This is a genomic window from Luteitalea pratensis (assembly GCF_001618865.1).
Taxonomy (GTDB): Bacteria; Acidobacteriota; Vicinamibacteria; order Vicinamibacterales; family Vicinamibacteraceae; genus Luteitalea; species Luteitalea pratensis.
This window is the reverse complement of record NZ_CP015136.1, coordinates 2,015,704-2,028,462: the sequence shown is the minus strand read 5'-3', so window position 1 is coordinate 2,028,462 and position 12,759 is coordinate 2,015,704. Positions and strand designations below refer to the sequence as shown.

11 protein-coding genes are annotated in these 12,759 nt (G+C 66.8%); 7 read left to right on the top strand and 4 right to left on the bottom strand.

Annotation, left to right across the window (positions count from 1 at the left end):
• Window positions 1–69: 69 nt before the first annotated feature.
• Window positions 70–1,617: a sensor histidine kinase gene (locus LuPra_RS08330; RefSeq protein ID WP_157898895.1), complete on the top strand. Its 1,548-nt coding sequence runs from the start codon at window positions 70–72 to the stop codon at window positions 1,615–1,617.
• On the opposite strand, the gene LuPra_RS08325 is transcribed toward LuPra_RS08330, so the two are convergent.
• The 3 genes from LuPra_RS08325 to LuPra_RS08315 form a co-directional block, all read right to left on the bottom strand.
• Complete coding sequence (locus tag LuPra_RS08325) at window positions 1,618–2,178, bottom strand: hypothetical protein (RefSeq protein ID WP_157898894.1); 561 nt, start codon at window positions 2,176–2,178, stop codon at window positions 1,618–1,620. It abuts the gene before it with no gap.
• A 267-nt stretch (window positions 2,179–2,445) separates the two neighbouring features.
• Window positions 2,446–2,982, bottom strand: a complete 537-nt coding sequence (locus tag LuPra_RS08320) for a hypothetical protein (protein ID WP_157898893.1) — start codon at window positions 2,980–2,982, stop codon at window positions 2,446–2,448.
• A 106-nt stretch (window positions 2,983–3,088) separates the two neighbouring features.
• Complete coding sequence (locus LuPra_RS08315; RefSeq protein WP_157898892.1) at window positions 3,089–3,448, bottom strand: hypothetical protein; 360 nt, start codon at window positions 3,446–3,448, stop codon at window positions 3,089–3,091.
• A 382-nt stretch (window positions 3,449–3,830) separates the two neighbouring features.
• Here LuPra_RS08315 and LuPra_RS08310 point away from each other — a divergent pair, with 382 nt between their 5' ends.
• The 4 genes from LuPra_RS08310 to LuPra_RS08295 all read left to right on the top strand — a co-directional run bounded on the left by LuPra_RS08310 (window position 3,831) and on the right by LuPra_RS08295 (window position 7,437).
• Window positions 3,831–4,391 (top strand): hypothetical protein, encoded by a 561-nt coding sequence (locus tag LuPra_RS08310; RefSeq protein WP_110170318.1) that lies wholly within the window; start codon window positions 3,831–3,833, stop codon window positions 4,389–4,391.
• A 93-nt stretch (window positions 4,392–4,484) separates the two neighbouring features.
• Window positions 4,485–4,811: a PadR family transcriptional regulator gene (locus LuPra_RS08305; protein WP_110170317.1), complete on the top strand. Its 327-nt coding sequence runs from the start codon at window positions 4,485–4,487 to the stop codon at window positions 4,809–4,811.
• 3 nt (window positions 4,812–4,814) lie between these two features.
• Complete coding sequence (locus LuPra_RS08300; RefSeq protein ID WP_110170316.1) at window positions 4,815–6,944, top strand: FtsX-like permease family protein; 2,130 nt, start codon at window positions 4,815–4,817, stop codon at window positions 6,942–6,944.
• 82 nt (window positions 6,945–7,026) lie between these two features.
• A complete protein-coding gene (locus tag LuPra_RS08295) occupies window positions 7,027–7,437 on the top strand; it encodes a hypothetical protein (protein WP_110170315.1) in 411 nt (136 codons plus the stop codon).
• 172 nt (window positions 7,438–7,609) lie between these two features.
• Here the strand turns inward: LuPra_RS08295 and LuPra_RS33655 are convergent, their stop codons facing one another.
• On the bottom strand, window positions 7,610–8,482 hold the full coding sequence (locus LuPra_RS33655) for a YciE/YciF ferroxidase family protein (RefSeq protein WP_237050858.1): 873 nt from the start codon (window positions 8,480–8,482) through the stop codon (window positions 7,610–7,612).
• A 1,290-nt stretch (window positions 8,483–9,772) separates the two neighbouring features.
• On the opposite strand from LuPra_RS33655, the gene LuPra_RS08285 reads away from it, so the two are divergent.
• Both LuPra_RS08285 and LuPra_RS08280 read left to right on the top strand, forming a co-directional pair.
• Entirely contained in the window at window positions 9,773–10,219 is a 447-nt protein-coding gene (locus LuPra_RS08285; RefSeq protein WP_110170313.1) for a hypothetical protein, read from the top strand.
• A gap of 159 nt (window positions 10,220–10,378) precedes the next feature.
• The gene (locus LuPra_RS08280) at window positions 10,379–12,553 is read left to right on the top strand and encodes a winged helix-turn-helix domain-containing protein (protein WP_157898891.1); all 2,175 of its coding nucleotides are present in this window, start codon (window positions 10,379–10,381) and stop codon (window positions 12,551–12,553) included.
• The last annotated feature ends 206 nt before the right edge of the window (window positions 12,554–12,759 follow it).

Below are 12,759 nucleotides of genomic sequence, written 5' to 3'. Positions count from 1 at the left end.
AGCGTCAGTGCCGTGAGCCGCTGGCTCGCATTCCTCAAGTGGAGTGAAGCGCCGCCGATTGCGTCTCGTATGACCGTTCGTCGGAAGCTCATCACGAGCGTGGCGGCCCTCTTGCTGCTCTCCGGCGCAAGTACCATCCTGTCGGTCCGTGCCCGTCAACGCACCACGTGGGCGCTGGCCGACGTGCAGGCCGGCCAGGTCCGCCTGCAGCGGCTGCTGTCGATCGAGCGTGAGCTGCAGTTGCGTTGGCGGGAGCTCAGCGTGCTGCGTGAAGTCTCGCCGTCCGCCGCGCAACTGGACGTGATGGATACCCGCCTCGACGCACTCGACGCGATGGTGCGCGACGCGACGACGTCGGCCGAGGAACGGCCGTTCTCGAGCGCCTATGCGGCACTGAGTGCCGCGTGGCGTGGCACGCTCGACGCCCTTCACGCACGGCGTGCGCTCGATGACGTCGCCTCGCCGGCAGCAGCGCTCGGCGCGCTGCTCGCCTGGCGCGACGCTGAGCAGGGCGCAGCCGCCGCCGACGCGGCGCGGTTCGCGGAGGCACTCGATGCCGCCGACTTCGTGACGATGGCGTTGCTCGGCCTCTCCTTCGTCGTCGGCACCACCATCGTCGTCACCCTGTCGGTGACGTTGACCTCTGGCTTCACCCGGCTCGATGCCGCGTCGAGACACGTCGCGGCCGGGGACTACTCGTTCCGCCTGCCTCTCGGCCGCGCCCGCGACGAGTTCGCCCGCGCCGCACGGACCTTCAACGACATGGCTGGCGCGCTCGAGGCCGCTGTCGCGGAGACGCAGGAGGCCCGGCGCCGGGCCGAGGACGCGAGTGCGGCCAAGAGCAGCTTCCTGACGAGCCTCTGCCACGACCTCAAGACGCCACTGACGGCAATCCTCGGCTACGCCGACGTGATCGAGGCCGACGTGGAGCACGCCGGCCTGGCGGTCAGCACCGGCGATGTCCGCCAACTGCGGCGCAGCGCCCGCGTGCTGCTCGGGATGGTCGGCGAGTTGCTCGATTACGCCCGCCTCGAAGCAGGACGAATGCCGGTGGCACTTGGCGCGATGGATCCGGCAGAGCTCGTCACGGAAGTTGTCGACACGCTCCAGCCGATGCTGGAGCAGCGTGGCAATGCGTTCGTGCTGACCGATCGGTGGCACGGCACACTGACGACCGATCCCGGCAAGGTCAGGCACATCCTGCTGAACCTGCTCGGCAACGCCTGCAAATTCACGAGTCAGGGCACGATCGGCGTCGTGATCGGCGCTCGGCCCGATGGTCCGGGCATCGTGCTCGAGGTGAGTGACACGGGTATCGGCATGAGCCGGGAAGAAGCCGCGACCGTGTTCGCACCGTATGTCCAGGCCAACAGCGACATCGTTCATCGCTTCGGCGGATCCGGACTGGGGCTGTCCATCTCCAAGCAGTTCGCGCAACTGCTCGATGGCGACATCACGGTCGCGTCGACTGAAGGCATCGGCACGACGTTCGTCCTTTCGCTGCCTGATCTCGAACCAGCGGCCGATTCCATCGCTGCGTGCACGGATCTCGACGAGGCCGTGGCGCTGTTTGCAGCGCTCGACGGGCGCGAACGGCAGACGCGTCTGAGCGCGTGATCAGCGAGGCTGCGGACCGACGGCTGCTTGCGCAGCCTTCCGCAACGCCTCGTCCCGCTTCTCGAGTTGTTGGCGAAGGGAACTGACGGTCCGACGCAGCGCGCGCGCGTCCTCGTCGCGACGCACCGCTTCCCGAGTCGCGATCGCGGCCGCCGCATCAGCGGCCTGCTCGACGCTCTCCAGTCGATCGAGCGTCGCCAGCGTCGCCGTCAGAACCAGCGGTTCGGCGGCACCTTCGAAGCGCGTCCGACACTCCCGCAGCAGGCGGGTCGCTTCCGCGACGTCAACCAGTACCACTCCGCCACCGAGTCGCAACAGCCCGGCCTGCAGGTAAGCCTCGCGGGACAGTTCGGGGACCCCTGACGTGCCGGCGACTTCCAGGTACTTGTCGAGAGCCTCGCCGGTTCGGCCTTCGCGCCCGGCGCGGGCGGCCTCCTCCATCAGCCGTCGGTAGCGGACCTGCGGGCCTTCCGTCACGGGCGTTACCCGCGTGGTGCTGGCACAGGCGGTCGTAAGGACGAGGGCGGCCAGGAGTGGTCCGGCCCGGCGATGCGCGCGCATGTTCCTCGAATCGACGTCAGGTGCCGATCGCTGCAACACCCACGAAGCCCCCGCGACCCGTGTCTCATCGGTAGAGGTGCTGCTGGCCGTGACGGGTCGCCAGTGCACGGGCCTGGTCGGCCATCCTGGACACGCGCTCCGCCAGTCGCTCACAGTGCACCGCCGTGTCAGGCGCGCCCGGCCGCTTGTGCTCAGCGGCGCTTGGCGCGGCGCGATACGCGGCGGCGAGACCCCGATGCTCTCGCGCCTCATGCTCGAGTTGCGCAGTCAACGCACGGTAGTGACGCTCGAGACGTTCATCCGACTCAGTTGTCCGGATGCCTCGACGAGCCTGCGCAGTTGCGCTGCATCGAGGAGATCGGCCGAACTCGCGGCCGGCCGCGCGGTCTGGTTGGTCGGGTGCACAACGGTTCGCGCGACTGGTGTGCTGCCGGCGTACGCGGTAGCGAGCTCGCGCGCCTCGGTCGCGGCTTCGGCAGCGCGATCCGCGAGGCGGTCGCAGTGCACTGCCGTCTCGGGCGAGGCCGGGCGCTTGCTCTCGGAGCCGGTTGGTGTACGCCGATAGGCCTCCGCCATCGCCCTGTGCTGCCGGACGCGGGCGTCGTAGTCGGCGGCGACCGCGAGGAAGTGCTCCCGCAGCCTTGCACGTGCCCCGGGCACGTCCGGGGCAGCCACGAGTTCGGCGACGACGTCAGCAGCGAGGCGGGCCTCGGCTGGCGGCTGCGCCCGGGCGGGAAGCGCAACGAACACGAGTGAGGACACGGCGGCTGCAAGGGCCACGCGGGCACATGAGTAGCTACGCATGATGATCTCCAGTCCAATCCCACGAACGAGGCGGCGCACCTGCGTCCACCCCCATGCCGGACGCCGCGGCTCTCGGTACGCGGCGTGGTTGACGTCGGGCCGGGGATCAGATCCGGAGAACGGTCGTGGAGTAGTAGCCGTGCGGCGAGCACGGACGTACCGAGCGCCTGAGAGCGGCCCTGCCGGACTCAGGAACGTGCGCGAGAACCGGGACCTGCGCGGTGACGAGCGGGGCTGAAACCAGGAGGTTCCGCGCTCCATCGGCTGGAGCAACTGCCGCTCCCGCGTCGCGCTGGCAGACCACTGCGGGCAGCAGCGCTCCGTCGGCATTTGCGGAGCCGACCTCGTGGCACGAGGGCGCCGCGGCTGCCATCAGCTGCGGCGTACACATCGCGCGGCACACCATGTCCACGGTCGGGGTGACCGTGAATATCAGCGCGAGCAGCAGGCCGGAGAAACGGGTCATGGCCACTACAGGACGCACCGCATGACTCTTGCCAACGCAGCCAGCCACGAATCACTGCCGTCCTGCGCCAAAACGGGAGGCCGGCCGCGATCCGATTGGTGAATTTGCCGAGGAGGTGGGGGCTTTTCCGGGCGGTGCTCAGCAGGCCCCGGTAGGGCTGGCAGGCCTAGTTCACGCGTCGCACTTGCGCGCGCGAGTACAGGCCGCGACGAGCGGGCCCCTCACATCCGGCGGCCGGGTCATCGCCCTTCCGCAGATACCCGTCATAGCCGTAGTCGCCCTTGTCGGCTGGCCCCGATGACACCAAAAAGCCCGCGTCTCCGCGTATCCGATGTGCCCTCGCGCCGATCGCTCTCGGCGCCAGGCCGGCGGGAGGTTGGAGATGGGTGCTCACCGTCTGAACCTGATTCTCAGCTGGACTGTCGTCGCCTGCCTGGCCGCCACCTGCGCGCCGGCCCGCGCCGCCGCGGACGCGGTCGACCCACCTCAGCCATCGACGGCCGAGGGGGATCCTGTCTCGGCTTGGCCCTGCCGATTGCTGGTGGCCAACGAGCTCCTTCCACGCGTCCAGATTGTCTGGGAGCGATCGGCAACATTCCGACAACAGTGCGCCCGTCTCGCCCGCGCCGGCGCGGTCGTGTTCTTGAGGACCGCAACGTCGGTGCAGATTCAACGGCCCGCGCAGTCGCGGATCGGCATCTCCGCCGACGGTGTCACGGTTGCGCACGTGCTCGTTCGACTGAGTGCCGACACCGTCGAGCACATCGGGCACGAATTCGAGCACGTGCTGGAATACCTCGAGAGAGTGAACCTGCGGGAGGCGCTGGCTCACCACCGCTTTGGGGTCACCGTGTCGGGGGTCGGCTATGAGACCGACCGTGCCGTCGCCGCGGGGACGCGCGTGGCGCGTGAGGTTCGCGATAGCCGGCGCACGCAGCGCTGACCAGGCGGGCGCCGGACCGGATGCGAACCGATCCTGGCCAAGGCGCGGCTTGACATGACGACCTGCTCCCTATAGCGTCTCAGTGGAGACGCCATGCCACCACTGCCGCTGCTGCAGGGAACGCTCGACCTGCTTGTCCTCAGATGCCTCACGGGTGGGCCCCTTCACAGTTACGCCATTGCGACGCTGATCCGCGAGCACACGGCCGGCGATCTGTGCATCGAAGAAGGGGCGCTCTATCAGGCGCTGCACCGCCTCTTCGCGCAGGGCCTCCTCGAAGCCGAGTGGGGCCCGACCGAAAACAATCGCCGGGCCCGGTACTACACCGTGACCGCGGCCGGGCGGAAGCGGTTGCGCGAGGACACGGGGCACTGGCGCCGGTATGTGCGGGCTATCGATGCGGTGCTGCAAGGTACGTAAGCGATGCACAAGCCACGGCCGTTCTGGCACCTGCGCCGCTCCAGCATCCCATCCGAGGTCGACGAAGAGTTACAGCTGCATTTCGACATGCGCGTGGCCGAACTGGTTGGCGAGGGCATGCCCGCGGACCAAGCCAGGCGGACTGCCCTGCGCCAGTTCGGGGACCTCGAGGCGACCCGACGCTATTGCCGGCAGCAGGATGAGAGGCTGGAGAACGTGACGCAACGCGGGTTGTTCCTGCAGGATGTGCTCCAGGATCTGCGCATCGGTACCCGCGGTCTGCTGCGTGCCCCCGCCCTTGTCCTGACGATCGTGGCGTCGGTTGGCCTCGGCCTTGGCGCGACGGCGGCGATCTTCGGGGCGGTCAATGCGGCGCTGCTTCGGCCGCTGCCGTACGCAGAGCCCGATCGGCTGGTGCGGATCGACACGGACACACCGCCATTCAAGTTCCGGTTCTCCGCGGTCGACTACCTGGCGTTCTCCGAACAGCAGACGCGTTTCGAGCGGAGCGCCACCTATACCGACCGTTCCGTCAGCTTCCTGGATGGAGACACCGCCGAGCTCTTGCGGACGCGGGTGGTGTCGTGGGGGTTTTTCTCGGTGGTGGCGCGGGCGACCAGCCGACATGCCGACCTCGCCGTGCGGACCGCGCTCGGTACGTCGCGCGGACGCCTGTTGCGATACCTCCTCGCCGAGAGTGCGGTGCTCGCTGCCGGCGCAGCGGCTCTCGGCCTTGGCGTGGCCTGGGTCGGCTTGCGGCTCCTCCAGACACAGGCGTCCGGGTACTTCCCGCGGATGGCGGAGATTCGTTTCGACACCGCCACGGTCTTGTTCGTCGCGGCCCTGGCCATCTCGAGCGCGCTCCTCTTCGGCCTCCTGCCGGCGCTCCAGGCGACACGTGGATCGGCGAACGTCTCGGTGCGATCGACTCGTACCATTACCGGTGGCATGGGCGCCCGCCGGCTTCGCCGTAGCCTCGTCACGGCGCAGTTCGCCATTGCCACGCCGTTGCTCGTCGTCGCCGCGCTGTTGCTCACGAACATCAATCGCCTGAGGGACGTCGATCTGGGCTTCGACACCACCCGTGTATTGACAGGGTCGATTCGGCTGCCGACCACGCAATACCGGGAGGGTGCCCACGCGCAAGTTTTCTGGGATGAGCTGAGACGCCGGGTCGAGACCCTGCCGGGCGTCTCGTCGGTCGCGTTTGCCGATGGTCTGCCGCCGAACAACGTCGGCAACTTCAACAACTTCGATCTCGAGCAGCACCCGACACCCTCCGGCCAGTCACAGCCCGTCACGCCCTGGGTGGCCGTCACCGCGGACTACGTGCGCACGCTCGGCCTGACGTTGCTCGAGGGCCGCCTGCTCGACGAGCGTGATGCGGCGCAGGACGATTTGTTGTCGATCGTCGTCGATCGCGCCTGGGCCCGCCGGTTCTTCCCGAACGAGAGCGCGGTGGGCCAGCGGCTACGCGAAGGCGGATGCACGACCTGCCCATGGACGACGGTGGTGGGCGTCGTCAGCCAAGTGAAGTACGCCGGCATCGATCGGCCAGACGAGGGCACGGTGTACACACCGCTCGCGGGAGGGACGTCCCGCTACGTGGTGGTCAGAACAGCAGGGGATCCGCGCACGATCGCGGCACCTGTACGCCAGGTGGTGCGGCAACTGGAACCCTCGGCGCCGCTGTCGGACGTGGCCACGATGGACATGCTGGTGGACCAGTCCCTCGAACAACCCCAATCGCTGTCGCTGCTGGTCACTGGCTTTGCGACGATCGCGTTGCTCCTGTCCGCGATCGGCGTCAACGGCGCCATGGGCTACTACGTGCAGCAGCATCTCAAGGAGATCTGCATTCGTATGGCGCTGGGCGGCAGCCGGGCCGACGTCGCCCGCCTCGTCATCGGTCACGGCATGGCAGTCGCCGGGATGGGGATCGTCGCCGGCCTTGTGCTCGCCCTGATGACCACACACCTCATGTCGAGCCTGTTGTTCGGGGTGGGTACACTCGATCTCTCGGCCTACACGACTGCCGGGGCGCTGCTGTTGGTCGTCGCGCTGGTGGCCTGCGCCGTGCCGGCGTTTCGTGCCATGCGGTTGCAGCCGGCCACGGTGCTGAGAGGCGACTGAGGTATCAGGGAACGCACGGTGCTCAGCGTGATGGTTAACGGCTGTCGTGTCTGAGGCGTCCTGCAATAGAGGTGCGTAGAAGATGACGAAGCTTCAGCGACTGACGATCATGCTCACGGCGTTCAATCTCATACTTCTGGCGGCTGGTGTGGCCCAGCTACGTCCGGTTGTTGCTCAGGGAATCGCACCAGTACTTCGCGCTCGCGCATTGGAGATCGTGGATGACCAGGGGCGTGTCCGTGCGGAGATCAAGGTGCTGCCGGCACAGCCGACGCTCAAGATGCCTGATGGCACGATCGGATATCCGGAGACGGTGCAACTGCGGCTGATCAGTTCGCGGGGCAGCCCTCATATGAAGCTCGTGACGACCGAGGACGGATCGGGGCTGGTTCTCGGCGGCGAAAAGGGATACACGCAATTACTGTCGCGGCAGGGGGATCCCTTCATCAAGATCGTCACCAAGGACGGGCGGGAAAGTACGATCAAACCGTGATCTGGCGGCCTGAGCGCTCGCTCGGCTACACCAGTGCTCCACCTCGGCACGCGTCGCCATCGACGGCTACACACGAGATCGGGTTCGGCGAAGGGCGTCATGGTGGGACAGATGGCTGCTCCAGCATGGAGACAACCACTGCCCACACCACGACGCTCAACAGCCATAACGACTAGCGTCGGGCCGTTCTGGCCGTCGCTGCCCCCTTGCGGCCAGCGCCCGCGCCGGCCATCGTCTCGTCGTCCTCGTCATCGGGATGTGCCGCATCAGCGGCAGTCTGGTTGATCCCGCCCTCGGCCAGGCCCGAGAGCTTCTTGTCGGCGGCCTTCTCCTCGTCGAGCGTCTGTTGCAGCAGGGTAACGGCCTCGGTGTGCCCCATCGCCTGCGCCCACGCGACCAGGGTCCCGTAGGCCGCCATCTCATAGTGCTCGGCACGCTGTCCGGCGGCGATCAGGCACGCATCCATCGTGGTCTCGTCGAAGTCCTCAGCCATGATCGACTTGCCTTCTTCGATGATGCCGGCGATGCCGTCGCAGTGCTTGCCCCGAACCTTTTCTTCCAGGCTCTCGAACACCTGCTCGAGCCGGGCGATGTGTCCCTGTGTCTCCTCCAGATGCGTCTCGAACGCCTGGCGCAGCCTGGGGTTCGACGAGGCCTTTGCCAACTTCGGCAGGGCTTTGGTGAGCTGCTTCTCGGCGTTGTACGTGTCTTTCAGTTCTTCAATGAATGCATCGTGCAGCGTTCCTGCTTCAGCCATGGTCGTTCTCCTTGGTCGATTGCGTTCGTGGATGCGCTTGGGACGCGCGGCGGTTCGCTGCGCCTCAGCACCCATCGACATTTCCCAACGGAGCATGTTGCGTACCAACCCGCAGGGTCCGGCACCGTATCGGCTGTGAAGGAGCCGGATGGGTTTTTGAATGGCAGGCGGTTTTTGCAGAAAAGCGACGGCAACGAGGGATCGCGCCGAACCCAGGGGCGCGAGCGAGCGGACTCCGGCCTGCCTGCCGATCCAACACCTTGCAGCGATCAACGGCAGGTCATGCACGCGTCGCCCGTGAGCCGGTAGCGACGCGGAAACGAAAGGGGCGAAGGAGAGTCTGAAGAAGCCCGCAAAGCTCTCGACGATGAAAACGGCCCAGCTGAAGCACCTCGGACGTGGCTCTGCTACTTACTGCAGGCTCCAGACGGTTTCCAGTCAGAGGGTATGCCCCTCTGCTGAGCCGAATCATGGATGACCAGGGCGAACGCACGCCGCAGTTTCGTACCCGTGACGTTCAGCTCCATTGGCGTATTCGATGGCGCCGTCATGGTTGCTCCGGCCCGAGCCCTGCTGGCGCCAGCTGGAGTCTCCAGGCACTGCTCTCCCGCCAGTACGTACCAACCCTCCGGGCCCGGGTGTGTATGCACCCTCGAATTGTCGCCGGGCCGCATGACAGCGTACGAGAGCACCGCAGCGTAGCTCGTGGCTGGGAGAAGCTGCAGTGGTCCGACGATGGCGACAGCCTCACCTCCCTTTGGAGGAGTGTTTCGGGGACCGAATTCGGAGAGCCACACCCGCCCGTCCTCTTCCACCACGATTCCAGTCGCACTCTTGACCCCTTCTGCAGCCTTCCTGGTTGGAAACGTGCGCAAGTGCCAGTAGACGGATGCTTCACTGAAATGAAGGCCGGTCGCCACGCCGATGTTGAAGCAACCGAACTCCGGTCGCTTCTCGCCCGGCGGCACGTCCACGCAGGCCACTTCGGTCAAGTGGTCGTGTCCGGCAGGGGCGGGCGCCTGAGCCCGAAGATGGCCGATTGGCGCGATCTGAAAGGCGACCGCGAACGGTACGAGTACCCAGATGAATGCAGTTCTGGCCATATACGATCCTCCGAGAAAGACGCTCATTGGCGCCAGCTTTGGTATACAGGTCCGTCCAATCGGACCATCGGTCGGCCGAACTATTCATGCAGTAGACCACCGATGCCCTCGCCTTGTTTGCGATATCCTCCGCCTCTTGAGCACCTCTCTCGATTCGAAGAGCTGGCTTGCCGTGAAGGGCAAGGCTGCGGACGCCGTGTGCCACGACCTGGGCCGCACGCCGGCATGGCCCTGCCCAGGTGCGGAGGGTTTGAGCTAGTGGGCGCCGCGTCAGACGCGGGCTGGCACCTGGTCGTCGCAACCGGCTTCGACCATCGTCTGATTCAGCCTGCTGTACTGGCGGGGCTGTCGGCCGGTTGCGAGGTGCTCGCGTGTACGGTGGCAGTCGGCAACGATCCGTCCGGCCTTCCACGTTCTCGTTCACGCGCAGGTGCTGTTGCTGCATCCGATCGGCGGAGAGTGACGCCATGCCGGCGTGGACCGGTCCGGACTGCGGACTGCCGATGCGCAGGCGCGGCGTGCCCCGGCTCTCGTTGACGATCTTCAGGATGACCGCGGTGTACCCGCGCTGCTGCAATACGGCCGGCGCCGGCCGGCGTGTCACCTTGACGCGCGCCTCGGGATTGATGTGCACCGCGATCAGGACACGTGGATCGAGCAGGGCCTGCAGCGCGTTCGCGTCGCGGTCCCTGCCCGCGCGTTCAGCAGCCGTGCGGACGTCCGCTGGAAGCGGCGCGCCGAGATACTCGAGCGCCTGCGCGAGCCGTTCGACATTCGCCGCCAGCGGCTGCGCCTCCACAGCGACCTGTGGAAGCGGCGTCCCGCCCCCGTCCGCCGGGCGGTCTTGCGTATTCGCCACGTACGAGAGCGCGCCCAGGGCGAACGCCAGCAGGGGCGCCCGGATAGCGCCCGCGCGATGTGACTGTGTCATGCGCCGTTCCTCGGACCCGCGGAAGACAGGTCGATCTTGTCAGATCTTGTCCGTGCGTGTCGCCTCGCGCCCTTGGCGTTCTCGCAGCCACACTGTTACGCTTACGATTCCACCCACGAAATACCAGTCGTTGTCAGGAGGCAGGCATCCTTGTCGACGAGTGAGTCGTACCACTTCGGCGAGTACCGCGTGGACGTCGACCAGCGCGTCGTGCTGCGCGCTGGTGAGGCGATCGCGCTCTCGCCGAAGGGCTTCGAGCTCCTCGTGCTGCTCGTGCGCAGGCCACGGCACGCCTTCTCGCGGCAGGAGCTGATGACTGCGCTCTGGCCGGACACGTTCGTCGAAGAAGCGAACCTGTCGTTCCAGGTGTCCACGTTGCGCAAGGCGCTGGGCGACGGCGCGGCGCACTGGATCGAAACCGTGCCGAAGCATGGTTATCGCTTCGCCGCCGACATCCAGACCGTCGCCCCCACGGTCGAACCGCCCCACATGCCCGCGGGTCAGCCGCCTGTGGCCCCGTCGTCGCGCGGTGGCGCAACGAGCCGCCTCCGATGGTGGGCCGCTGGTGCGCTCGGGGCATGCGGGCTTGCAGCCCTTGCTTACGCGGTTGTCGGCAGGCGGCCCGCTGAGCCGAGCGACGGCCCCCTGCAGGCCACGCGGCTCACCGCGTATGAGGGCACCGAGCGGACGCCGAGCCTGTCTCCAGATGGCAGCCAGGTGGCGTTCTCGTGGAACGGTCCGGCGCAGGACAATTACGACATCTACGTGAAGCTGGTAGGGCCGGGCGAGCCCATCCCCCTGACCACCAACCCCGCGAGGGACGATTCGCCAGCATGGTCGCCGGATGGTCAGGAGATCGCGTTCCTGCGGCGGGCGCCGCACAGCGACACGACAGTCGACGTCATGGTCGTTCCAGCGCTTGGACACGCGGCGGAGCGACGCATCGGCACCATCACGCTCCGGACCCCTGTGGCCAACCATCGACTCAGCTGGACGCCGGATGGTCACTGGATCGCCAGCGCTGACGACGACCCCGCCAAGGGTCGCGGAATCTGGTTGTTGTCAAGGGACGGACACGACAGGCGCCGCCTGACGACCACCCCGCACGACGAGAAATCGAGTGACTCCAAGCCTGTGTTTTCGTCCGATGGGCGTCATATGGCGTTCGTTCGGCCTCCGGGAGTCGGCGCGAGCGAGATCCACATCCTCGCACTCTCGGCTGCGTTCGAGCCGATCGGCAGTCCTGCACGGGTCACGACGCGGTCTGCAGTCCAGGTACTCGACCTCGCGTGGTCGGGCGACGATGCGGCGCTGGTGTTTTCCTCCGGCGCACTTTTTGGACAGTCACGATTGAATCGCCTCCCCTTGCGTTCGGATCGATTGGCGCCCTCGGGCCCGGCGGTGGTGCTCCCGTTTGGCGAACAGGCCTCGACGCTGAGCCTGAGTCGCGGCGGGCGGCTGATCTATTCAGCCCAGTTCAGGGACACCAGCCTGGCGCGCATGGACGTGACCGCTAATGCGAGCAATCCCATCGCGGCCGTCGTGGCCCCATCGACCTACGACGAAGCCACGCCCGCCTATTCGCGCGACGGCGGCCGCATCGCATTCATATCGACGAGAACCGGGAACATGGAACTGTTCGTCTCGAACGCTGATGGCGCGAACCCGCGCCAAGTGACATCCATGGGCGGTCCGATGTGTTCGAACCCGCAGTGGTCTCCCATCGACGACGACCGGATCCTGTTCAACGCCCGACGCGACCTGCGGAGTGCCGTGTACGTGCTGGATCTTGGAACAGTTACAACGCGACAACTGACGACCGAACGAGATGAGTACGGCGAAGCCCGGTGGTCGCGCGACGGCAAGTGGATTTATGCGGCATCGCCGAGGACGGGGCGTGATGAAGTGTGGCGCATGCCGTCAGACGGCGGTGCGGCCGTTCAGATCACCAGGAACGGCGGCACTGCCGCGACCGAGGCCGCCGATGGGTTCCTGTATTACGCGAAGGAGCAGAGCTCGCCCACCAGTATCTGGCGCATGCCCGTGGCTGGAGGACCCGAAACGCTTGTCGTCGACGGGCTGAGTTACGCCATCAACTTCGCGGTGGGTGACCGCGGCCTCTACTTCGTGTCGGCGGGCGAGTCGAGGTTCGACACCGCCGTGGAGTATCTCGAGTTCGGCTCCCTGACTCGCACCAGGCTGGCGGATCTCGGCGGCAGACACCCGTGGTTCGGCGTCGCGCTCAGTCCCGACCAGCACTCGTTCATGTACTCGGTGGTGCAGAACGTGAACACCAACCTGATGGTCGTGGACGGCGTCCGATGAACCACAAGCCGGCCTGCCCGGGGCGGGATCCAGGTAGTCGCGCCCACGACTACCGCTCGACGCGCAGTGTGGCGTCCAGCAAGGCAAACAGGTCAACAGCCTCCGACGTGACGACTCGCGAGCGCCAGTCGGACGACTCGAGGTCGAGCAGGAGAAACAAGACTCGCACCTATTGCCGCCACGTGGCCTCTGGCGCGCCTCGAAGC